The 23,164-nt window shown below is 42.2% G+C and carries 26 protein-coding genes and 2 pseudogenes; 20 read left to right on the forward strand and 8 right to left on the reverse strand.

Annotated elements, in window-relative coordinates; genetic code table 11:
* Positions 1-62: 62 nt before the first annotated feature.
* From NQ565_RS05665 to tsf, 5 genes are all read left to right on the forward strand, one after another.
* A complete protein-coding gene (locus NQ565_RS05665) occupies positions 63-554 on the forward strand; it encodes a DUF4488 domain-containing protein (protein ID WP_005658332.1) in 492 nt (163 codons plus the stop codon).
* A 337-nt stretch (positions 555-891) separates the two neighbouring features.
* A complete protein-coding gene (rplM, locus tag NQ565_RS05670; RefSeq protein WP_005658326.1) occupies positions 892-1,353 on the forward strand; it encodes a 50S ribosomal protein L13 in 462 nt (153 codons plus the stop codon).
* Positions 1,354-1,359: 6 nt separating this feature from the next.
* A complete protein-coding gene (gene rpsI / locus NQ565_RS05675; protein WP_004288304.1) occupies positions 1,360-1,746 on the forward strand; it encodes a 30S ribosomal protein S9 in 387 nt (128 codons plus the stop codon).
* 177 nt (positions 1,747-1,923) lie between these two features.
* Positions 1,924-2,760 (forward strand): 30S ribosomal protein S2, encoded by an 837-nt coding sequence (rpsB, locus tag NQ565_RS05680; protein WP_005658322.1) that lies wholly within the window; start codon positions 1,924-1,926, stop codon positions 2,758-2,760.
* Positions 2,761-2,886: 126 nt separating this feature from the next.
* Positions 2,887-3,879 carry a translation elongation factor Ts gene (tsf, locus tag NQ565_RS05685; RefSeq protein WP_005658319.1) on the forward strand — a complete coding sequence of 331 codons (993 nt, stop codon included), beginning with the start codon at positions 2,887-2,889 and terminating at the stop codon, positions 3,877-3,879.
* Between the two features lie 90 nt (positions 3,880-3,969).
* Here the strand turns inward: tsf and NQ565_RS05690 are convergent, their stop codons facing one another.
* Positions 3,970-4,329: a translation initiation factor gene (locus tag NQ565_RS05690; protein WP_016661615.1), complete on the reverse strand. Its 360-nt coding sequence runs from the start codon at positions 4,327-4,329 to the stop codon at positions 3,970-3,972.
* Positions 4,330-4,498: 169 nt separating this feature from the next.
* Here NQ565_RS05690 and NQ565_RS05695 point away from each other — a divergent pair, with 169 nt between their 5' ends.
* The 8 genes and pseudogenes from NQ565_RS05695 to NQ565_RS05730 all read left to right on the forward strand — a co-directional run bounded on the left by NQ565_RS05695 (position 4,499) and on the right by NQ565_RS05730 (position 10,177).
* Complete coding sequence (locus NQ565_RS05695) at positions 4,499-5,155, forward strand: redox-sensing transcriptional repressor Rex (protein WP_005658317.1); 657 nt, start codon at positions 4,499-4,501, stop codon at positions 5,153-5,155.
* Positions 5,155-5,772, forward strand: coding sequence for a fumarylacetoacetate hydrolase family protein (locus tag NQ565_RS05700; protein ID WP_005658316.1), 618 nt, complete (start codon positions 5,155-5,157; stop codon positions 5,770-5,772). Before NQ565_RS05695 ends, NQ565_RS05700 begins: the two co-directional genes overlap by 1 nt.
* A gap of 157 nt (positions 5,773-5,929) precedes the next feature.
* Positions 5,930-6,409 carry a 2-C-methyl-D-erythritol 2,4-cyclodiphosphate synthase gene (gene ispF / locus NQ565_RS05705; protein ID WP_005658315.1) on the forward strand — a complete coding sequence of 160 codons (480 nt, stop codon included), beginning with the start codon at positions 5,930-5,932 and terminating at the stop codon, positions 6,407-6,409.
* A gap of 30 nt (positions 6,410-6,439) precedes the next feature.
* Positions 6,440-6,673 (forward strand): annotated as a pseudogene (locus NQ565_RS05710) (metallophosphoesterase); the annotation flags it as partial.
* 258 nt (positions 6,674-6,931) lie between these two features.
* Positions 6,932-7,519 (forward strand): hypothetical protein, encoded by a 588-nt coding sequence (locus NQ565_RS05715; RefSeq protein WP_005658313.1) that lies wholly within the window; start codon positions 6,932-6,934, stop codon positions 7,517-7,519.
* 1 nt (position 7,520) lies between these two features.
* Positions 7,521-8,705: an MATE family efflux transporter gene (locus tag NQ565_RS05720; protein ID WP_005658312.1), complete on the forward strand. Its 1,185-nt coding sequence runs from the start codon at positions 7,521-7,523 to the stop codon at positions 8,703-8,705.
* 95 nt (positions 8,706-8,800) lie between these two features.
* Positions 8,801-9,964 (forward strand): IS4 family transposase, encoded by a 1,164-nt coding sequence (locus NQ565_RS05725; RefSeq protein WP_016660807.1) that lies wholly within the window; start codon positions 8,801-8,803, stop codon positions 9,962-9,964.
* A 33-nt stretch (positions 9,965-9,997) separates the two neighbouring features.
* On the forward strand, positions 9,998-10,177 hold the full coding sequence (locus NQ565_RS05730; protein ID WP_005658311.1) for a hypothetical protein: 180 nt from the start codon (positions 9,998-10,000) through the stop codon (positions 10,175-10,177).
* Here NQ565_RS05730 and NQ565_RS05735 read toward each other — a convergent pair whose 3' ends face one another.
* Positions 10,178-10,948, reverse strand: coding sequence for a LuxR C-terminal-related transcriptional regulator (locus tag NQ565_RS05735; RefSeq protein WP_005658310.1), 771 nt, complete (start codon positions 10,946-10,948; stop codon positions 10,178-10,180).
* A gap of 116 nt (positions 10,949-11,064) precedes the next feature.
* Here NQ565_RS05735 and NQ565_RS05740 point away from each other — a divergent pair, with 116 nt between their 5' ends.
* The 6 genes from NQ565_RS05740 to NQ565_RS05765 all read left to right on the forward strand — a co-directional run bounded on the left by NQ565_RS05740 (position 11,065) and on the right by NQ565_RS05765 (position 14,325).
* A complete protein-coding gene (locus NQ565_RS05740; protein ID WP_040316345.1) occupies positions 11,065-11,307 on the forward strand; it encodes a hypothetical protein in 243 nt (80 codons plus the stop codon).
* Positions 11,270-11,680 carry an RteC domain-containing protein gene (locus NQ565_RS05745; protein WP_005658305.1) on the forward strand — a complete coding sequence of 137 codons (411 nt, stop codon included), beginning with the start codon at positions 11,270-11,272 and terminating at the stop codon, positions 11,678-11,680. The genes NQ565_RS05740 and NQ565_RS05745 overlap by 38 nt, the downstream gene beginning before the upstream one ends.
* A 129-nt stretch (positions 11,681-11,809) precedes the next feature.
* Entirely contained in the window at positions 11,810-12,160 is a 351-nt protein-coding gene (locus NQ565_RS05750) for a helix-turn-helix domain-containing protein (protein ID WP_005658304.1), read from the forward strand.
* Positions 12,161-12,414: 254 nt separating this feature from the next.
* Positions 12,415-12,999: a BfmA/BtgA family mobilization protein gene (locus NQ565_RS05755; protein ID WP_005658301.1), complete on the forward strand. Its 585-nt coding sequence runs from the start codon at positions 12,415-12,417 to the stop codon at positions 12,997-12,999.
* 4 nt (positions 13,000-13,003) lie between these two features.
* Positions 13,004-13,924: a DUF5712 family protein gene (locus tag NQ565_RS05760; RefSeq protein ID WP_005658299.1), complete on the forward strand. Its 921-nt coding sequence runs from the start codon at positions 13,004-13,006 to the stop codon at positions 13,922-13,924.
* Positions 13,921-14,325, forward strand: a complete 405-nt coding sequence (locus NQ565_RS05765; RefSeq protein WP_005658297.1) for a GNAT family N-acetyltransferase — start codon at positions 13,921-13,923, stop codon at positions 14,323-14,325. The genes NQ565_RS05760 and NQ565_RS05765 overlap by 4 nt, the downstream gene beginning before the upstream one ends.
* 199 nt (positions 14,326-14,524) lie before the next feature.
* Here the strand turns inward: NQ565_RS05765 and NQ565_RS05770 are convergent, their stop codons facing one another.
* Complete coding sequence (locus NQ565_RS05770; RefSeq protein ID WP_005658295.1) at positions 14,525-15,763, reverse strand: site-specific integrase; 1,239 nt, start codon at positions 15,761-15,763, stop codon at positions 14,525-14,527.
* 20 nt (positions 15,764-15,783) lie between these two features.
* Positions 15,784-17,019 (reverse strand): site-specific integrase, encoded by a 1,236-nt coding sequence (locus tag NQ565_RS05775; RefSeq protein WP_005658293.1) that lies wholly within the window; start codon positions 17,017-17,019, stop codon positions 15,784-15,786.
* Between the two features lie 286 nt (positions 17,020-17,305).
* On the opposite strand from NQ565_RS05775, the pseudogene NQ565_RS05780 reads away from it, so the two are divergent.
* Positions 17,306-18,088 (forward strand): annotated as a pseudogene (locus tag NQ565_RS05780) (metallophosphoesterase family protein); the annotation flags it as partial.
* Here the strand turns inward: NQ565_RS05780 and NQ565_RS05785 are convergent.
* From NQ565_RS05785 to NQ565_RS05800, 4 genes are all read right to left on the reverse strand, one after another.
* On the reverse strand, positions 18,089-19,447 hold the full coding sequence (locus NQ565_RS05785; protein WP_005658290.1) for a glycoside hydrolase family 28 protein: 1,359 nt from the start codon (positions 19,445-19,447) through the stop codon (positions 18,089-18,091).
* A gap of 103 nt (positions 19,448-19,550) precedes the next feature.
* Positions 19,551-20,402 carry an exodeoxyribonuclease X C-terminal domain-containing protein gene (locus NQ565_RS05790; RefSeq protein WP_005658288.1) on the reverse strand — a complete coding sequence of 284 codons (852 nt, stop codon included), beginning with the start codon at positions 20,400-20,402 and terminating at the stop codon, positions 19,551-19,553.
* Between the two features lie 36 nt (positions 20,403-20,438).
* Positions 20,439-21,494 carry a porin gene (locus NQ565_RS05795; protein WP_040316343.1) on the reverse strand — a complete coding sequence of 352 codons (1,056 nt, stop codon included), beginning with the start codon at positions 21,492-21,494 and terminating at the stop codon, positions 20,439-20,441.
* Positions 21,495-21,983: 489 nt separating this feature from the next.
* Positions 21,984-23,135: an IS110 family RNA-guided transposase gene (locus NQ565_RS05800; protein ID WP_005654610.1), complete on the reverse strand. Its 1,152-nt coding sequence runs from the start codon at positions 23,133-23,135 to the stop codon at positions 21,984-21,986.
* Positions 23,136-23,164: the final 29 nt, after the last annotated feature.

A 23,164-nucleotide genomic window follows, 5' to 3' on the forward strand; every position in this document is an offset into this window, starting at 1 on the left:
GAAATAAATCTTTATATTTGTGTCAATAGGAATGGCATAGCGTTAACCAATATCATACGAATATGAAAAAGAATTATTTCTTTACCATGCTGGCAGTGGTGCTGCTTGCGGTAACAGGAGTCCGGGCGCAGGATAAGGCTGCTTTTGAGCCGGCGCATCTGGAAGGTATTTGGCAGTTGTGTCATTATGTGTCTGAAAATCCGGAAATTCCCGGAACATTGAAGCCGAGTAATACATTTAAGGTACTGAGCGATGACGGTCGCATTGTTAACTTCACGATACGGCCCGGTGCAGATGCCATTATTACAGGGTATGGTACCTATCGGCAAATATCGGGTACAGCCTATAAGGAAAGTATCGAGAGGAACATCCATCTGCCTATGTTGGATAATAAGGACAATATCCTTGAATTTGAAATGGGTGAGGGAGGTGTGATGTACCTGAAATACTTTATCGCAAAAGATTTAAACGGAAATGAACTGAATACATGGTTCCATGAAACATGGAAACGGGTAAATATGCCATCCGCGTTTCCGGTAGACATTGTTCGGTAGTATAAAACGAATGTTGTTTTATGTCCCTTGCGCAAATCCGGAAAATTTTCTGTTTATAAGTGTTTGCGTGTGCGGGCGGGAACTTTTGAAATTCTCTTCCGAGGAAATCTGTATTTCCTCGGAAGAGAATTTCTTTTTGTTGTATATCAGCCAAGTGCAAATCAAAAAAAAGAAGAAAACGTTTGCCAGTTATAAGAAAATCCGTACCTTTGCAAGCCGATTATTATCTCATAAGGATAAGCATTTAATTCATAGCGGATTAATCTCCCTTTGTCCGAGGCGGTTGATTCGTGGTGAAGCAAAAATTTAGTAGTAACATTTAAAAAAACAATTAAGAGTGGATACTTTAAGTTACAAGACCATTTCTGCAAACAAAGCTACAGTGACTAAAGAATGGGTCATTGTTGACGCTACAGACCAGGTATTGGGTCGTCTGGGCGCAAAAGTTGCGAAACTGTTGAGAGGAAAGTATAAACCTAACTTTACTCCTCACGTAGATTGCGGCGATAATGTAATCATTATCAATGCCAACAAAGTAAAATTAACCGGTAACAAGTGGAATGACAAGGTATATCTGTCATACACAGGCTATCCCGGCGGTCAGAGAGAAATCACTCCTGCTCGTTTGCAGGCAAAACCGAACGGTGATGACAAGTTGCTGAGAAAAGTAGTAAAGGGTATGCTGCCTAAAAATAAGTTGGGCGCCAAATTGCTGGGCAATATGTATGTATATGCCGGCAGCGAGCACAAGCATGATGCTCAGAACCCGAAAATGATTGATATTAACGCACTTAAATAAGAGATAATGGAAGTAGTAAATGCATTAGGCAGACGTAAAAGTGCAATTGCACGTATTTTCGTAAGCGAAGGTACTGGAAAGATTACTATTAACAAGAGAGACCTCGCAGAGTACTTTCCATCAAGCATTCTTCAGTATGTAGTTAAACAACCGTTGAACAAGCTGGGTGTTGCTGAAAAGTACGACATCAAAGTAAACCTCTGCGGTGGCGGTTTCACCGGACAGTCTCAGGCATTGCGTCTTGCAATTGCTCGCGCTTTGGTGAAAATCAATGCTGAAGATAAAGCTGCTCTCCGTGCTGAAGGCTTCATGACTCGCGATCCCCGTTCTGTTGAACGTAAGAAACCGGGACAGCCGAAAGCTCGTCGTAGATTCCAGTTCAGTAAACGTTAAGAGTTGGAGAACGGTTGGGGCGGACAAGTTGCTTAATTCTCGACTTTCACCTCTCAACTCTCAACTGAAAAAGCGTTTAGTATCTAAACTACCGGGACTCTTCATTCGGATAGGCTACCCGGCGGTTGGTTTAGAAAAAACAAAAAAGAAAGTAAACGATTTAAAGATTAAAACAAAATGTCAAGAACTAATTTTGATACATTATTGGAAGCCGGTTGTCACTTCGGTCACTTGAAAAGAAAGTGGAACCCTGCAATGGCTCCTTATATCTTCATGGAGCGCAATGGTATTCATATCATTGACCTCAACAAGACGGTTGCTAAAATTGACGAAGCTGCTGAAGCTTTGAAGCAAATCGCTAAATCAGGAAAGAAAGTCCTGTTTGTTGCTACTAAAAAACAAGCTAAGCAGGTGGTTGCCGACAAGGCTGCATCTGTAAATATGCCTTATGTAATCGAGCGCTGGCCGGGTGGTATGTTGACCAACTTCCCGACAATCCGTAAGGCTGTGAAGAAGATGGCTACTATCGATAAGCTGACTAACGATGGTACTTATTCTAACCTCTCTAAGAGAGAAATCCTGCAAATCTCCCGTCAACGTGCCAAGTTGGACAAGACGTTGGGTTCTATCGCTGACCTGACTCGTCTGCCGTCTGCTTTGTTCGTTATCGACGTAATGAAGGAGAATATTGCAGTTCGCGAAGCCAACCGTTTGGGTATTCCCGTATTCGGTATCGTTGATACCAACTCCGATCCTACGAATATCGACTTCGTTATTCCGGCAAACGATGACGCTACCAAGTCGGTAGAAGTTATCTTGGATGCTTGCTGCGCTGCTATGCAGGAAGGTTTGGAAGAACGTAAGGCTGAGAAGGTAGACATGGAAGCTGCCGGTGAGGCTCCTGCCAACAAAGGCAAGAAGAAAGCTACAAAAGCAAGACTCGACAAGTCTGACGAGGAAGCAATCAACGCAGCTAAAGCTGCCGCTTTCATTAAGGAAGACGAAGAGGCTTAATTCATAGTGGAGAGTTGAGAATTGAAAGTTGAGAGTTACTTTACAGCAATTCTCAATTCTCTATTCTCAGCTCTTTTTCGCTTTTTAGAACGATATTTATTAACTAAAATATAAAGGAAAGATAGTATGGCTGTAAGTATGGCTGATATAACCAAGCTCCGTAAAATGACCGGTGCTGGTATGATGGATTGCAAGAATGCATTGAACGATGCAGAAGGCGATTTCGATAAGGCAATGGAAATTATCCGTAAAAAAGGACAGGCTGTTGCTGCTAAGCGTTCAGACCGTGAAGCTTCTGAAGGCTGCGTTTTGGCTAAGACTACCGGTGACTTTGCCGTTATCATCGCTTTGAAGTGCGAAACCGACTTCGTAGCTCAGAATGCCGACTTCGTGAAACTGACTCAGGATATCCTTGACCTTGCCGTTGCCAATAAGTGCAAGACGTTGGATGAAGTAAAAGCCCTGCCGATGGGTAACGGTACTGTACAGGATGCAGTAACCGACCGTAGCGGTATCACAGGCGAGAAGATGGAACTCGACGGTTATCTGACTGTAGAGGGTGCAACTACGGTTGTGTACAACCACATGAACAGAAACGGTCTTTGCACGATTGTTGCTTTCAACAAGAATGTTGACGAACAGTTGGCTAAGCAAGTGGCCATGCAGATTGCTGCCATGAATCCGCTGGCTATCGACGAAGACGGTGTTTCTGAAGAAGTTAAGCAGAAAGAAATCGAAGTTGCTATCGAGAAGACAAAAGCCGAACAAGTACAGAAGGCTGTTGAGGCTGCTTTGAAGAAAGCCGGCATCAACCCTGCTCACGTTGACAGCGAAGACCACATGGAAAGCAACATGGCTAAGGGATGGATTACAGCTGAAGACGTAGCAAAGGCAAAAGAAATCATTGCTACAGTTTCTGCTGAAAAAGCTGCACACCTGCCGGAACAGATGATTCAGAATATTGCTAAAGGTCGTCTGGGTAAATTCCTGAAAGAAGTTTGCCTGCTGAACCAGGAAGATATCATGGATGGCAAGAAGACTGTAAGAGAAGTGCTGAAAGAAGCTGACCCTGAATTGAAAATCGTTGATTTCAAGCGTTTCACTTTGCGTGCTGAATAATTCCGTACGGATGTAAATATATGGAAACGGTCGCATGGAAATATCCATAGCGACCGTTTTTCTTTATTATGTTTTTAAAGCAGCAGTGAGTTATCCCACCGTTTTGGTCTGTGTATACCCCTCTTTCTTTAGTAATTCCAGTACTTTTTGCTTAAAGTCTCCTTGTACAATGATTTCTCCGTCTTTGGAGCTTCCTCCCACACCGCATTTACTTTTAAGGAATTTGCCCAGTTCTTTCAAATCGTCTTCCGTACCGATAAATCCGGTAACGAGAGTTACAACTTTACCGCCCCGGTTCTTGCGGTCCAATTGTACGCGCAGACGTTGTTGGGACGGTTGGAGAGTGGTTTGCTCTTCTTCATCGTCCAATTCGTATTTGAAGTCGGGGTTGGTTGAATACACTACATTCAGCCTGTCTTTCCAATCGTTCTCTTTTGGTTTCTTAGCCATATATACTTGTTTTAATTTTCTCACAAAAGGAGTCCAAAAATACGGTTTTACAAGGAACTTTGCAATCACAGGTAGAAATAATGTTAACCTTTTGTCATAGATATATTATAGATTGGAAAAAAAGCACTACTTTTGTCAGTCATAATATTGAGAACTTAAAGGAAAAGCTATGAACAGTCAGTTACAAAAGAAAGACTCTACAAAGGTGCCGGAACCTACCTTGCGCCGGCTTCCGTGGTATCTTTCCAATGTAAAATTGCTTAGAAAAAGAGGGGAGCGTTTCGTTTCTTCTACTCAAATTTCCAAAGAAATCAATATTGATGCCTCTCAGATAGCGAAGGACTTGTCATATGTCAATATTTCCGGCCGTACCCGTGTGGGGTATGAGATAGATACGCTGATTGCCGTGCTGGAAGATTTTTTGGGATTTACCAATATACATAAAGCATTTCTTTTCGGTGTGGGAAGTTTGGGTGGTGCATTGCTGCGAGATTCCGGTTTGAACCATTTCGGTCTGGAGATTGTGGCAGCATTTGATGTAAATCCCGATTTGGTAGGGACAGCATTGAATGGCATTCCAATCTATCATTCCGATGATTTTGAAGAGAAAATGCAGGCATATGACGTCAATATCGGTGTGCTGACAGTACCTATTGAGATTGCGCAGAAAATTACGGATACGATGGTGGCAGGCGGCATTAAAGCCGTATGGAATTTTACTCCGTTCCGTATCCGTGTGCCGGAAGATATAGTGGTTCAGAACACTTCGTTGTATGCACATCTGGCAGTAATGTTTAACCGTTTGAATTTTAATGAGATAAGGTGATGAAGATCATAGCAGTAGGGATGAATTATGCACAGCACAATAAGGAGCTTGGGCATACTCAGGAGAATAGTGAACCTGTTATCTTCATGAAACCCGACTCGGCTATTTTGAAAGACGGCAAGCCGTTTTTTGTTCCCGACTTCTCCCATGAAGTTCATTACGAAACGGAAGTTGTGGTACGTATTTGTCGGTTAGGTAAGAATATAGCTCCCCGTTTTGCGCATCGTTATTATGATGCGGTGACGGTAGGCATTGATTTTACAGCCCGTGACTTGCAGCGGAAATTCCGTGAAGCCGGTAACCCGTGGGAGCTGTGCAAAGGGTTTGACAACTCAGCAGCTATCGGTACGTTCATTTCTTTGGAACAAGCCGGTGGAGACTTGCAGAATTTGGATTTCCATCTCGATATAGATGGCCGTGAAGTACAACGTGGCAATACGGCAGACATGCTTTTCAAGATAGACGATATAATAGCCTATGTCAGTCGTTTTATGACTTTGAAGATTGGTGATTTACTGTTTACAGGTACCCCTGCCGGAGTAGGACCCGTCAGTGTCGGTCAGCATTTGCAAGGTTATTTAGGCGGGGAAAAGCTGCTCGATTTTCATATCCGCTGATTTCGTCAGCTCTTTCATACTCTTTGTATTAGGTTGTAAGACTTGCTGTTTGTATTTAGGTACGTAATCCCTCTCATTAAGGAAAAATAGCAGAATATCTTTGAGCCGATAGTGAATAATGCCTACTTTAGCACGTTTATTATATAATTGAAAAGATATGAAGATACGTGTTGGTTTTGGCTTTGATGTTCACCGGCTGGTGACAGATAGAGAACTTTGGTTGGGTGGTGTACGCCTGGAGCATGAGAAAGGTCTCTTGGGACATTCGGATGCAGATGTGCTGATACATGCTATTTGCGATGCATTGCTGGGTGCGGCGAATATGCGCGACATAGGCTATCACTTTCCCGATACGGCAGGCGAATTTAAAAATATAGATAGTAAGATATTGTTGAAGAAAACGGTGGACCTGATAGGTAGTAAAGGGTATTCCGTTGGTAATATTGATGCGACAATCTGTGCGGAACGACCCAAGTTGAAAACTCATATACCCGCCATGCAGCAGACTCTTTCTGCTGTGTTGGGGATTGATGAAGACGATGTATCCGTGAAGGCTACCACTACGGAGAAGTTGGGCTTTACAGGACGGGAAGAGGGAATATCGGCTTATGCAACTGTCTTGATAGTTAAAGAATAAACGAACTCCGAATCAAAATCAGAAAATACTATGAAACAATTTGCTTTGACCCTTTGTATGGTACTGCTGTCCGTAATGTTCTGCCGGGCACAGATAAAGCCCTTGAAATTCGATAAAAACGGGGAATTCAAAATAGTGCAGTTTACCGACGTGCATTTCCAATATGGTAATCCTGCCTCGGATATTGCCTTGAAGCGTATCAATGAAGTGCTTGATGCAGAACATCCCGACCTGGTTGTATTTACCGGTGACGTGGTGTATGCGAAGTAACAAGAAATGTGATTATAATCTATTGAATAATAGATTTTTGAAGAAGAAGAGTAGAACAATGGGTAACGATGTAGAAATGAGCGAAACTCTTTAGTTTGCTGTGATTTACCATTGCTTCAAATAACTCACTACAAAAATAACTATAATAACTGGATTGCCAAATTTAAAATTAAACAATCTTCGTTATAGCTATAAATAACTATTTAAACATAAGCAGAATACCGCTATCTTTGCAATCTAAAAAATGGAAATATGAAGCAAATTGAAGAAATTGCAACAGAGAATCAGCAAAAAGCGTGGGAGATTATCAGGGATACCAATGTTATGGGTATTTGGCAAGATGCAGGGGCAACTATCAACCTTGTTGGCTCACTAAAAACGGGGCTACTGGTAAAACATAGGGACATTGATTTTCATATCTATACTGAATGTTTGGATATTGCCGACAGTTTTTCAGTAATGACGAAGCTGGCACAGCATCCACGCATCAAACGCATTGAGTACGGGAATCTGATAGATACAGACGAAAAATGTATCGAATGGCACGCTTGGTATGAGGACGAGTGTAAAAACCTTTGGCAGTTGGATATGATTCATATTGAAAAAGGCTCTACTTATGACGGTTACTTTGAGAAAGTTGCAGAGCGTATCTCCGCACTCTTAACCGAAGATACTCGCCAAGCAATCTTGCGACTTAAATACGAAACTCCTGAAACGGAGAAAATTATGGGTATCCTCTATTATAAGGCGGTAATTCAAGGTGGTGTGCGTACCTATACCGAGTTTGCAGAGTGGATAAAAAGCAATCCTACCGATGGCGTAATCGAGTGGATGCCGTAATATGGATATATCCTATAAGAATATTTGTCGTATCACATTACCCGTACTCCTGAGCCTATTAGTAGAACAAATCATAGGAATTACAGATACTGCCTTTTTAGGTCATGTTGGGGAGACGGAATTAGCAGCTTCGGCAATTGCCGGAGTTTGTTATCTTATTCTGTTTGTGATTGGTTCGGGTTTTGGGGTAGGATTACAGGTGCTTATTGCACGGCTCAACGGAGAGAAGAAAAATAGAGAGGTAACAACCATATTTTCAACAGGTTTTTACTTCCTGATTCTTTTGGCTGGTATTATTATTATTGCATCTCAATTTGCTTTGCCACCGATACTGCATCAAGTTATCAAGTCCGAAAAGATTTATTCGGCAGCACTCTTATATCTCAACTGGCGTATATACGGACTGCTTTTCGCTTTTATCATTGTCGCATTTAGGGCGTATTACATCGGAATTACCCGAACGAAAATATTGTCGGTATGCTCGCTAACGATGGTAGTTGTGAATGTCATATGTAATTATGTCTTGGTCTTTGGAAAATTTGGTTTTCCTGCATTCGGAATTGAGGGAGCAGGTATGGGTTCGTGTATCGCAGAATTTTCGGCAGCCTTTGTTTTTATCTTATATTACCGATTTACGACAAACGGTCGTCTGTTCGAGCGAATCTCTAATATCAAACGTCAATGGCACGATTTGAAACGAATTTTGCATCTTTCCAGTTGGACAATGTTACAATCATTCTTATCGCTTGCTTCGTGGCTAATCTTTTTTGTGGTTATAGAACACATCGGGGAAACAGCACTTGCTACATCCAACATTGTGAGAAGTATTTCGGCTGTACCATTTATGCTTGTACAGGCGTTTGCTTCAACGGGGAGTGCATTAGTGAGCAACCTAATTGGTGAAGGCAGGCAAAATATGGTTTTATCTCTGTGCCGAAGAGTTATAAAGATGTGCTATTACTTCTGTATCCCCTTGATGTTGGTAGGATTTATTTTTCCTGACCTCTTTCTAAAGCTATATACCGACAACACCGTTTTGATTCAAGAATCGTTATCACCATTGTATATTATGCTATCTTCATTTTTGCTATCTGTTCCGGCATTTGTTTTATATTGTGCCATATCGGGAACGGGGAACACATTTATAACACTAAAACACTACTGTCCCGTAAAAGTGGATAAATAGTTCTTTGAAATTATTGAAATATAGTCAATTACACGGTTTTTTGAAATGAAACGGACTTGATTTTGCAACTTTGCAGTCTAATACAAATGGCTGCTATGTTCCAAGACAAATACGTATTCTCTCAATTAACCGCTTTTCTGAACAGGACTCAGTTCAACAACTATGTTCGCAAGTATGATGGCAACAGATATGTGAAACATTTCACTTGCTGGAATCAGATGCTCGCGATGATGTTTGGACAACTGAGTAACCGTGAGAGCCTGCGAGACTTAGTCGTTGCTTTCGAGGCGCATAGGGCCAAGCAATATCATCTTGGTTTAGGTCGTGAACCGATAGCCAAGACAACTCTTGCGACAGCGAACCAGAACCGTGATTACAGAATCTTCGAAGACTTTGCATTCTATATGATGAAGGAAGCCTGCGAGAAGCGGACGACCAACATCCTTGACATTTCCGGAAAGAAATATGCGTTTGATTCAACAACGATTCCGTTGTGTCTTGCAACATTCCCATGGGCAAAGTTCCGAAGCAAGAAAGGAGGGGTGAAAGCTCATGTCTTATACGACATTGAAGCACAAGTTCCTGCCTTCTATACTGTAACTACTGCATCAAAGCATGATTCCACAGCAATGTCTTCAATCCATTATGAACCAAATGCTTATTATATATTCGACAGGGCTTATGACTCCTTTAAAGAACTCTATAGGATACATCTTACAGACTCTTTCTTTGTTGTCAGAGCCAAGACGAACTTAAAGTATAAGACAGTCAGATGGAAGCGAAGAATGCCAAAGAACATAATGACAGATGCGGAAGTGAAACTGACCGGATATCTCTCCGAGAAAAAATATCCTGAGTCATTCAGACTCGTCCGATATTACGACGAAGAGGATGACCGTGAGTTCACTTTTTTGACGAATGCAAAACAACTTTCTGCACTGGATGTCGCCGATCTTTATAAGAAAAGATGGTTAATCGAGCTGTTCTTCAAATGGCTCAAGCAGCATCTCAAGATAAAGAAATTCTGGGGCACAACAGAGAACGCTGTTCGCATACAAATCAGTGTGGCTATTATCACGTACTGTCTTGTGGCTATTGTCCAACATGATATGAAGTTGAAACGTTCAACCTATGAAGTTTTACAAATTCTCAGCATATCATTGACTGACAAAACCCACTTGCGTGACCTGTTCGACAAGACTAATTTCAATGATGTCAAAGATCTAAATGATCCCCTGATTCCGGGGCTTTTTGATTAATTGTTTAACTCGTCCCATTTTAACGGGACACTAATGACACTAAAAATAGGGTTATTGGCTCTTGCTGTTTACATTCTGTACATAAAGGCTTTGGATTATTTCGCCCCCAATGTATCATTGCTGTGGACTTCGGAGCATATATATGCTTTGGCAATATTAACCTTGTCGGTGATTTATTTGCTACGTGGTAACTGGAGACAAAAACAGATTTGATTAAATAATCAATCCTGTTTTACTACCAATATTAATAGCTTCGATAGAGTTCTGAACACCCAGTTTTCTGAGTAGATTTTGCCTATGAATGTTCACGGTATGGATGCTGACACCCAGTGTATAGGCAATCTCCTTACTTAACAAGCCTTGCTTTATCAGTTGTAAGATTTCTATTTCCCTGTTTGTGAGTTCTGGTTTGATTTCTGCTGAGGTGTATGGAGAAAACAGTTCTCCTGTTTTTAGATTCAGAACCGTACATTTTACGCCATCTAATGGTCTTTGGTCGGAAGCAATGTCCATCACACCCAATATAAGCCACGCTTTACCGCTATCAGAAGTCTCCAAAACTTGCTGCTTACTCGTTACATTGATATATTGTCCTTTGGTATTGAGAACACGATAACTGAAAATATTTTTATAGTTATTTCTCTCTCCTATCGGTTGATTATAAATAAATTGAGACAAGCCGACCTGAATGGATTTCATGTTGAATAAATCTTCGGGGTGAATACGAGATTCAAGATAATCATCGTCAAAATGCTCAATCATCTCTATTTTACGACTATCATAACCCAGTAAATCGGCAAAATTTGATGAAGCAAAGGTGTACTTACATTTGTATACATCCACAACAAAAGTGCAACTACGGCTTATTTTTGCCATTTGCTGCAACATCGCTCTGTCTGTATCCCACACCGAATAATCAATTTCGTGTGGGTGCAGAGATTGTTTTGCCCACATCTCTTCTCTGGTTATATCTAATACTTTCATAATCAATGTAGCTATATATAGCTATTTCGGATTCCACTTCAGTCAACTACCTTTGTACAAAGGTAATACATTGTTGCCAAATAATCATTTTACATTCACTCTTAATTGATATAAATATGATTACTCAATTATCCGAACAGAGATTTTTTCGACTATTGTCGGAATGCTCACCGAAAGAGTTTGCCGTAAACGATTTTACGGCAGCATTGCAAGAACTTGCCAATCATTTGGCTGACATCTCTATAAACGAACAGGATTATGTAGTATTGTTACGTTACTTCTCCTTTGGACTGAACAGGCTCAAATCGTATCGTTCACAATTTGAGCAGGGGGAAAAATGCCTTGTCCTTTCTGATTAATGAAGCAATAGAGCTTATTAGCACAGAGATTAGAATACTAAACCTACGCATTAAGTACCCAACACAATTCCTACAACGGAAAACGAAACTTCCACTTTCTCCTCTCTTTCTCACCGACGAAACCTATCTTATTGAAATTATGGAGATGGTTAGCGGATTGTTCCTATCTAAAAGAGTGGTTACGCACACTGGGACAGAATCACCACTTACAGAAATCGGTAGAACCTTTGAGTATCTTTTCAATATCAAGTTGGGTAACATCCACAAAAAGCACGAAAGTGTTATTAAGCGTAAGCCATCCAAAGTAACCGAGTTTTTAGATACACTTCGCAAAGCCATTGCCGAAGAAAGTAAGAAAAAAGGCTATCTGTAAATCAATAACTTACCAACTATTTATAGGAGAGTACCACTGGTACTCCCCTAACTTATTTGCATCCGTTTGCCGAACTTTGCTTCATCAATCGATTGAAAGCAATAATGTTAAACTAAAAAATGAAGCAAAATGTATATAGACAATGAAAACTTCGACAAGTGGATGGAGAAGCTATCGAAGAAACTGGGCGAGATAGGTCAGAACCTACAATCCCTAATCAATACCGACAACGTATTGGGCGAAAATGATAAGATTCTCGATAATCAGGATTTAGCTTTCCTGCTGAAAGTATCTACCCGAACCCTGCAACGGTATCGGTCAAGTGGCAAACTACCTTACTTTATGATAGGACACAAAACCTACTACCGTGCATCCGACATTCGGGCGTTTGTTCAAGAAAATGCCGATTGTAAGACCTATGAACGGTTCAAAAAGGAAAATCAGCTTGATAAGCAAACCGACGCAAAACAAGGTGGGTAATATTACCGCCTGATTGAGTGCCATTGCTCCACATTTAGCAGAAACCACCTCGCCCTGTGGCTCGGCTCATTTCGCTAAATGAAGCAAGAGGGAACTGGACAAGTCCTGTTCTTCCCTCTTGCCCTGCGGGGCAAAGCCTTCGGCTTTAATGGGTTACGTTAGTAACCGTTTATAACAGTGATTATAAGTCTAAAACTTATTTCGCTTATAATCAACTGAATGAATCTTACTTTCTTTATAAAAAAGTTATAATCATGGATAAGACCAGTAATATATCCACTCTTACCACCATCGGCATAGACCGACAGACGGGAAAGCTAATAGATAAGCTATGCAAACGCTATTCACTGAAAAAAGGGGAAATAGTCAGGTTGGCGTTTGTCTATATTGATAAAGCATGTATCAACCCATCAGAAGCCCCCGAATCCGTAAAATCGGAACTGGCGAAGATAAACAAACGACAGGATGATATAATCCGCTTCATCCGACACTACGAGGAAGAACAACTAAATCCCATGATACGCACCGCCAATTCTATTGCCATTCGCTTTGATACCATTGGCAAGACATTGGAAACGCTTATCCTCTCACAGATGGAAGCCAATAGGGAGAAGCAAACAGCCGTACTCAAAAATATAAGTGAGCAGTTTGGCAAACATGCTGATATGATAAACAACCAGTCCAAACAGATTAACGCCCTGTATCAAATACACCAACGGGATTATAAGAAGCTGTTGAACCTGATACAACTCTATTCAGAACTATCCGCTTGCGGTGTGATGGATAGCAAGAGGAAAGAGAATCTAAAGGCTGAAATTACCAATCTGATAAACACATAGAGCCATGCACATAGATTTTGCCCCACCATCGGGCGGAACATACAACAATGCAGGTAGTAGCCGACAATTAGCGTTATACATGGAGCATGAAGATATGGAACGGATGCAACAGGGTATCTATACCGATGGCTTTTTCAACCTGACGGATGATAACATCTACAAATCAAAGGTTATTAAGGATATAGATACCAATATAGGGCAACTCCTAAAAACAGATGCAAAGTTTTTCGCTATCCATGTCAGCCCATCGGAAAACGAGCTTCGGTCAATGGGTAATACCGAACAGGAACAAGCCGAAGCCATGAAACGATATATCCGAGAGGTATTTATCCCTGAATATGCCAAGAACTTCAACAAAGGATTATCCGAAGAGGATGTAAAGTTTTACGGCAAGATACATTTCAGCCGTAGCCGTTCCAACAACGAACTGAATATGCACTGCCATTTGATTGTGAGCCGGAAAGACCAAGCCAACAAAAAGAAACTATCACCACTTACCAATCATAAAGACACCAAGAAAGGGACGGTTACGGGTGGTTTTGACCGTGTGAATCTATTCCAACAGACAGAACAAGGCTTTGATAAGCTATTCGGCTACAACCGCCAATTATCAGAATCGTTTGACTACCACAATACGATGAAGAACGGCTCTATCTCTGAACAACTTGAATTACAGGAACAAAACTTCACTGGCGAAAAGAAAAAAGAAGTATTCCAATCCAGTGAAAAAGAAAACATAATTTCTTGCAATCTTGATAGCAAAGCAGAGAACAAACAGTCTTACAATCAACAAAATAATAGTGGTGGTGATTCTATATTATCTATCTTTTCACTGGGAGATGGCAATAATTACGATGCAACACTGGCAGAAGAATTACAGGCACAGAAACGCAAGAAGAAAAAGAAGAAAGGAATAAAACGATGATTGAATATGAAGAACTAAGAGCCGATATAGATTGCTACCTGATGGAGCGTTTCAAATATTGTAAATCGCTTGTCTATCTGACAATGGATAATGTTATTACCACCCGAAGAAACAGCCGAGTAGATTTGTATTTGCGTATCAGAAAGGTTGAAAGCAAATTTCCACCTGATTGCCTGATTATTGCCCGATTGAGTTTTAGTAAAGAACGGACAGGACACGGAACGCACCTACTTCAATTTCTGACCGAAGTAGCCCAACGACACGGTTTTAATCATATCGGCATCGAGTGTGCCAACGACAAAAGCAGTGCATTTGCCAAGAAGTTGGGTTTTTACTCCATTGATGGCGAAAACTTCGCCATAGCCGTATGCAGTTTAATAGATTACTTTTCAAAGGTATAATCCTTTATTTCTCTGAACACAAAGGTATATTCCGAGCCTGAAACGTCAATGCCAAGCCCTACGGGTTTGGGGGAATTTCTTCCTTTTTGCTTCACAAAAAGAGTAAATTCCCCCAAAGCATTGCCTTATTCATTCTCTCCATATAAGTAATGCTTATCAGAGAAAAAAAGGAAAAAATATGTTGGTTGGGGTGAGATGCTTACTTTGTCAATTCATATTTCCCCTCAATCCGTTCCGCTAAATTTGTCATGTCCTCATTAATCTTGGTACGGGTTATATCCGCATAGATTTGAGTAGTGGTAATACTTCGATGTCCCAATGTTTGGCTAATCGTTTCTATTGGAACACCCATTGAAAGACAAAGGGTTGCATAGCTATGTCTTGCCATGTGGTAGGTCAGCCGTTTATCAATCTTAGCTGCTTTAGCTATCTTTTTCAACTGAATATCAGTGTTTTCTATTGTGCATAATCTAAATACCCTTCCACCAAAGCCAGCAAAGGCAGTGTCCCAGTATTTTTCGATAAGCTGTAACGGAATATCAAGTAGTGGAATCTTAGAAGTCGTTCCGGTCTTTTGACGGTTCAGAACAATCCATTGTTTACCATCTTCTTGCCGTACAATATTATCATGCCGTAAGTTCTTCAAATCCACGTAAGCAAGCCCCGTGAATGTCGAAAATAAAAACATATCACGGATAAAATTGGCACTCTCACGTTTCATCTCTACTTGCATCAATCGTTCTATCTCATCCATTGATAACCATTTTCGTGTAATGGTTATCCTTTGCGGACGATAGCCAAAGAATGGGTCTTGATACATTAACCCTTTGTTTAAGGCTCGCATTACAATTCTACGTAATGGCTTAATTGTATTATTGGTTGTGCTTGCACTAAATTGCAAGTTGATTTTCAGATAGTAAACATATGATTCTATAAAATCAAAATCAACTTGGGTAAAGGGAATGTCCGTTACTCCGTATTTGTATTGTAAGAACTCTTTCAAATGGTGATAAGCACGGTTAAGATGTGCATAAGTGGTTTCCACTATCAAAATACCGACAGACTGACGTTTTTCCTCAAGCAAAGCTGCAAACTCTTGTATCAGGCTGTTTTGCCTAATCCCAATCCTTTTAATGGCGTTTTTCAAGATTTCAGCAGTAATGTAGCTTTTGTTTTCCAATAAGGTTTTATAATGCCTGATAAGTTCAGTCCGATAGTTTTCTATCCGCTTGTTGATAGTTGTTTCTTCTTTTGATTTGCCTATGGCTATTCCCAGTTTGGCATCCCACTGTTCAGGTGATAGTTCTAAACCTGTGCTGAAAGCCGAACTTTTACCGTCCACACTGATACGCCCCATGATAGGGCAGCTGCCTGATTTTTTCTTTTTGCTGGTATTTAGGTAAAAAAGTATAGCGAAAGTACTTCTATTGTTTTGCATAATATCTCTATTTTGGATTATTAAAAGTTGAATTTAGCGGCAAGGCGTGCGGATAGTTGTTGCATATCATTGCCTATCTTCTCATTGTTAAGACGTGCGTAACGTTGGGTAGTCTGAATATGTTTGTGCCCCAACATTCGACTAACACTCTCTATTGGAACGCCTTGTGAAAGACAAATTTGAGAGGCAAACGTGTATCTTGCAACGTGGTAGGATAATACCCGATTAATACCGCAATTTCTTGCAATTCGTTTCAGACCAACATTGACCTGTCCTAAACTCATGGACGGGAATACTTTTCCATCGGGAGCAAGCCCCTTGTAATACTCCATGATTTGGATAGGGATATTCAATAGTTTTACATTGAACACTGTTTGAGACTTCTGCCTGTTGGCTGAAATCCACAAACTACCATCATCTTCCGTAATAATATCTTTCCAAGAGAGTTTATGCAGGTCTGCATACGCCAAGCCTGTAAAGGTCGAAAACAGGAACATATCACGGATAAACCGCTGTGTACCGGATTTAAGGGGAGTTTTCATAAGCAAATCCAATTCGTCATTGGTGAGTGATTTGTTTTTAAGCTCCGTTTTTTCTAATTCAAAGCCGTCAAAAGGTGAACGGGTAATAATTCTTCGATGCAATGCCAAACGTATCAACTTATTTAACAAGACAATCCGAGCCTTAACGGTTCTCGGCTTCATCTTGCGTTTTACTCGGAAAAAGAAATTCAAGGCTTCGATGAAAGGTAAATCTAACTCAGTTAGGGGAATATCCTCTACATGGTATTCTTCCCGAAGAAATTGCTTAAGCTGCTTGTTTAGGACTTCATACTGCTTGTAGGTGGATTGTGCCCTGTCAGTACCTATTCTCCCTTTGAAATCTTCCATCATTTCACCGAACAGGACAAGCAGTGTTTTTTGTGCAGTGGCAATCCCTTGAAATGCGTTCTTCACTTCGATAGCGGTTACTTTTCCGGTTCGCTTCAAAATGTCCTTGTAGTGTGCGTGTATGGAGAGATTAATTTTATTAATCTCTCTGTTGAGTTCAATAGCTACACGGCTTTTGCCGATTGCCCGACCTGATTTTACATTCCAAAGCCGTTCTCCAATTTTCAGCTTTGAGCCGAATTGTGCGATGGTGTTACCGATGATGATTTTCCCGACAATCGGAAAAACAGCATCGGGATTTGGTTCTGTTCTCTCCGTGTTACCCTCTCGTTTGAGGTAAAAGGATACCTTAAGTTCGTTGTTCATAACGCTCACATTTTTAGTTCGTAAAATTACTTTCTTTGTGAGTTATTCGAACAATGTAAACCGCAGACAAACAGTGCTATAATCAGACGTTTAACGTCATTAGATTGCCGTGTTTTTCGCCTGTCTAAATGGGTAACGGATAAGAAACGGAAAGTATGCACTAATCTGCTTTTTCCTGCAATTTTACTATCGGACACCCAAAGACACTAAAAGACATACATTTCTATCTGTCAATCAATTACCGTGTTTTTCTCTCTTTCTCCTTTTACACTGCTTGTTTTCTCAGCCGGCAGAAACAGCCATGCGTACGGTACTTGCTTGTGCTTCTTCCCGCAAAATTCCTTTTGTTGTGACTTTTGGCAACCATGATAATGAACAGGATAAGACGCGTGCCGAATTATATGATGTCGTTCGCTCTGTTCCTTATAATATTCAGCCGGAAAGAGGTGAGGCCGATTCCCCCGACTACGTGCTTGCATTGCAGGCTTCCGACAGTAATCGTGATGCAGCTTTGTTGTATTGTATGGATTCGCACTCCTACTCCCGGTTGCCGGATGTGAAAGGATATGCCTGGTTTACCCTTGATCAGGTAAACTGGTATCGTAGCCAGAGCGCTGCTTATACGGAAAGAAATGGTGGAAAGCCTTTGCCTGCCCTGGCTTTTTTCCATATTCCCCTACCCGAATATAATCAGGCTGCGGCTGATGAGAGTGCCATATTGATAGGCACGCGTATGGAAAAGGCTTGTGCTCCGCTCTTGAATACCGGCATGTTTGCCGCCATGAAAGAAGCCGGTGATGTAATGGGTACCTTTGTGGGGCACGACCATGATAATGATTATTCCGTTATGTGGCACGGCATCCTGTTGGCTTACGGGCGTTTTACAGGTGGAAATACGGAGTATAACCACCTGCCGAATGGTGCCCGTGTTATTCTGATGAAAGAAAACGTCCGCACATTCACTACCTGGATTCGTACCAAAGGCGGGGAGATTGTAGACAAAACGGTTTATCCGGACAGCTACCGGAAAGACGATTGGCGTAAGCGTCCGCCAGTTGGAGAGAAGTAATCAGGGGGCAGTTACTTTTTCTCCGTTTACTACTACATTGTCCAGCGTCAGGTTCACCACATTCTCCATTTGTATCGCTTTGGGAGCTTTTTTCACGTTGATGTTCCGCAGGGTGATGTTGTGCAGTTTAGCTTCAGGCAGTCCGTTAGCCATGAGCGCTACGCTGTCCACGCGGTTGCAGGTTACATCTTCAATGCAGATGTTGCGGAATAGTGTAGGATGATTGCCACCCCGGTATCCGTGGTAGTTCGTGCGGAAATTGATAACACCCCACAGGCAGACATCGGCTTCGATGCGCCGCATATTCAGGTTTTCGAAATAGCCGCCTCTGTCCGGGTTGGACTTGAAATATATACCGTTGCGGCAACTGTCTATCTTGCAGTCCTCAATATAGATATTCCGTACTCCGCCCGACATTTCGCTTCCGACAGTGATGGCCCAACGTGCGAAATGACAGTTGCGGATGATAACATTTTCCGTAGCCTGACCGATGCGCCAGCCGTCTTGGTCGCGCCCTGATTTGATAGCGATGCCATCGTCACCAACGTTGAAATCCATACCTTCTATCAGTACATTGGTGCAGGATTCCGGGTCGCAGCCGTCATTATTGTAATTGTTGCTGTCGATATATACATTCCGTACGGTTACGTTGTCGCAAAATACGGGATGAATGATCCAGAAGGGAGAATCGTAAATTTTTAAATCTTCTACCAATACGTTCTTGCAACCGTAAAATTGTATCATACAGGGACGCAGATAGTGTCCTTCTCCGAATACGCGTTGGTATACAGGAACGGAATCGATACCCATCTGGCGCAGGCGGTCTACGGCAGGACCCTGTATGGCATGCCAGCCGTTGAAAGTCACCGAACCGTTTCCGTCGATAGTTCCTTTGCCGGTTACCGCGACATTCGTACATTGGTATGCGTAGATAAAGGGGGAGTAGTTGAAACATTCTGTTCCTTCCCATTTTGTCAGTACCATAGGCAGGTAGTCGGCGGCTTCGGTAGAGAATTCCAGACGTGCTCCTTCGGCGATGTGCAGGTTTATGTTACTTTTCAGCGTGATGGCTCCTTTGATGAAATAATTTCCTGCGGGAATGAGTACGGTACCGCCACCGTTCGTGTTACAATGACTGATGGCTTGGAGGATGGCGGGACAGCTGTCGAAAGTTGTATCGCTCTTTGCTCCGTAGTCGGTTACATCATAAACAGTATCGGCGAATACGGGCGGTACGATATTTTTTAGTATTCCGGGTACTTTTGCCCATTCTCCGGCCGTTTTCCGGGAGGAGGATGTGGTGCAGGCTCCCATCACCAATAGGAGGGATAAGCACCAAAGTGCAGTTTGTTTTTTCATGGCATTACGTATTTAAATATGTATGGAGCAAAAATACGGGTTTCTTTTCGGTAAGGGGTGGATGAATTGATGTTTGAAATGGAATTTTTGACCGGATTCGGTCTTATGGATGAAATTTTACATAATTAAGTCGCGTCCATTTGTTTTTTCCGATGGTGTACGTACCGGCAATGCGTGCCGAGGCTATATGGACGGTTTCGTCCATCCGGTAAGCATGTTCCACAGCGGATAGTTGGCACGAATGCCTGCTTGCCGTGCGGGAGTTGACGCGGAAAGTCACAAGATTTCCGGAGGTGTCTTTCAGCCTTAGTATTTGCCGGACATAGAAGTAAGGGGTCGTACCCCTGACTTGTGTCTTGTAGGGGTCGTCCTCCAGCCGGACACTGAGAACGGTCAGGGTCAGATCTGTCACTTTTTCCCCTTCTTTCCCGAGAAAGCGTCCGGCAGGCGGTTGCTTGGCTTTCCGTTGCAGGATGTCAATGTATACGGAATGGTATATCCGGGCGATTTGTGCGAAGCGTTCCTGTTTAGGAATTCGGGGAGTGAACTTGAAAGCTATCCAGGTGAGATAGCCAGGGTCTATCCGCAGGATTTCGTGCAGATAATGTCCGTGATATTTGCCGAACGAGATAATATCGTCGCCCTTATTCTGCATTCGTTTGGCATTATACTCCACTAACGACAGAGGACGGGGGGAGTAGTAACATAAGGTGCTTGCCATTCGTAAGGCTTCGTGTATATCCTCGCTCAGGTCGAATATGTAAAATATGGATTGCCTTTCGGGCAGAGGGGAGTAAATCCAAAGTGAATATCGGGGACAATCTGCTCTTGGCAATACCACAAGATAGGCGCCTACCTCTTTGAAAGAAGCTTTTTTCTGGTTGTATTCATTTAGCTTTTGATACAACACGTCTTGTTCTGCGGCAGTGATGCCCGGAATAAGCGGATTTGTCATACATCAATTTGCTTATTCCAAAGATATGTAATTTTTTTAGAATCGTACCATTAATTCCAATACTATTTTGTCTTGTTCAGATTCTTTTGCAATACTGCTGTTGGCATAGAAATATTTTTCATAATTCAGGCGCAGGTCTGTGCGGAATGCTTTACTGAGGCTGAAGGTGATACCGCCTGTCAGCCGCTGGCGTTTGTAGTCGGTGGTGACCAATGCGCCGGTTTCTTCATCGGTGGTCTTGGCGTCGCTTTGGTCTGTCATCATGTCGTAGCGTAGCAGGAAAGACATTTTATTGAATATTTTACGCAGCGGAAGGTCGTAATTGATGAATGTGTTTACGGCTTGCACATCTTTGAAAGCATTGTCGGAATATTGCTTGTACAGATATTCCGCTTCGATATGGAAGCGGTCGGACTCATAGTAAGCGCCGATGTCGTACGATTGCACCCGTATTTCTTCCGGTTGGATGCTCTGTATGCTCAGTGTCAGGTTCAGCCCTTTGGTGAAAAGAAATTGGGCTTTGGCAGAATAATTCACTTCTTTATGCCATTCTTTTTGATTGGTCAGGCCGGAACCGTTGAAAAGTCCTCCTTCCACGGTGATAGGTATATTGGTGGGCAGGGTATATCCTACTATGAACCCCACGTCCCGTACATTGCCCACTTGCTTGGCGATGAACGACCGGTTGGGGAAGTATTGCTGGTGCGGTGAGCGGTGGGCGTCGATGGTGAAGGGGACGCGCATTTGTCCGGTGGTGACTGTCAGTCCTTTTGTCGGGAAAAGCCGGGCGTAGGCATCCAGCATCTTGATTTGACCTTCGTCGGAGAGGTCTATTTCTGCTTTGTAGGCTACGCTGGGCAATACGTTACCCGTCACGCTGACGCGGGCATTGCGTACTTCGAAACGTCCTGCACCCATGGTGGTCTGATATTCGTATTTGGCGCGGATGGTTCCGTGGATTTTTGGCAGGTAGTCTTTGCTTTCCATTTTCTCCTTTTCAATCTTTTTTCCGTTCCCGTTGATGGAGGGCGTCTGGGCAGTTGCGGCCAATGGCAGCAGGGCAATCAGTACTGTCAATGCACTTTTTTTCATAATCTGTTGTTGTCGAATGATTTGTCGGTGACAAAGTTCGGGCATGCGTGTTGTGTTTTTGTGTCATATATGTTGCATTGTTGTTACAAAAACTGTTGGAGAGAAGAACTGTGATAGGTGTCGTTTTAATATTTTTATGGTTTAATTTAGTTTCTTGCTTTTATTAAAATGTTGGTTGTTAGTGCTATATGTACACTGTAACAAAAGCTTCAGTCTGAAATATCAATGAAATATTCCTATCTTTCCTCTATGAAAAGATAAAGATTACCCCTGTCTTTATGGCTCCTTTACTTAGTTTATGGTGTTAATGAGCATGAATGTATTGACCGTTCTATCAAGAGCAGTCAGATATACAATATAAAAAGTATCATTTTCCTCTTCAGGCTTTATTTCCTAACACTGGCATTCTAAGCCGCTTAAAGCATCAGTCAATTTGCAAAACGGAGTCTATGCTACCACAAAGATACTGGCCTTACAATAAGCGGTATATTATGAGTTGCCTTCTGCAATAGCTTCAGGCTTCTTATAATCATTGTATGGAACACCATCACTCAACACGTGCCAAATGACAACAAGCATTTTCCGCGCTATGGCCACTTTCACTTTCATGGCATTCTTCCTTCTGACGACAGTTTGTGTGTAACTGAAATTCGAGTAAAAACAGTTTTGTGTCCGGCTGGCTCCCCATGCGCATTCAATCATAGTCTTTCTGATGTACTTGTTACCATGTGTGATTCTTCGTGATTTGATTTTTCCTGCGCTTTCTTCATTCCGTGGTTTGAGCCCGCACCACGACACCAATGCAGCCGCTGTAATAAACATCTTCATGTCGGCCCCTAATTCAGAGAGTATGGAGGTTGCCGAGCGTTCCTTTACACCGGGTATCGTCTGAAGATTATCGAACTCCCTGGGGAACTCTTTCCTGCAGATTTCCGTCAGTTTTTCCTGGCACTCTTTCAGATGCTTGTCATCCATAAGGATTTCCTCCCGGTACTGGCGTATCAGGTCTATGTCCACTTCATTGACAACTCCTGTCAGAGCGGCTGTAATTACTTCTTTTCCGACACGGTTCACCGTCCGTCCATGGATGGCCTCCGTCAGCTTTTCCGCATTGACAATTCCTTCGGAAAGCAATTTCACCACATCTTTGTAGCTCTTACTGTCTGTAGAAGATACGTAGTTGCTGATACGGATATTGCAACGTTGAAGCAAGGCATCCAGTTTGGTCAGTTTATAGACCTTCTCCTTGTTCAAGTCAAAAATGCGTCGGTTATACTGACGCATGCGCTGCACTATCTCATCCGGCACGAAACTGCCACGGATGAGATCCTTCATGGTACATTCGGCTATCCAGGCAGCGTCACGGACATCACTTTTTCTGCCGGGAAGCTGCTTGATGAAGTAGGGGTTGACCAACTTCAGACATTCTATGTCACTGAGAATGCGCCAGATGGGATACCAGTAAATACTGGTGCTTTCCATAGTAACTTCCTTAACTTCATGAGTAAGGAGAAGTTGATGCAGCTCTTCCAGTTCAGGTGTCAAAACACCGTACTTGGCTTCAAATTTCTCACCTTTTTCGTTGAGAATACAAACAAATACACTATCTTTGTGTACGTCAAGACCACATACTATCCGCATAGGCTATTACATTTTGAGACTAAGAGCTC

Source organism: Bacteroides stercoris ATCC 43183 (genome assembly GCF_025147325.1).
GTDB lineage: Bacteria > Bacteroidota > Bacteroidia > Bacteroidales > Bacteroidaceae > Bacteroides > Bacteroides stercoris.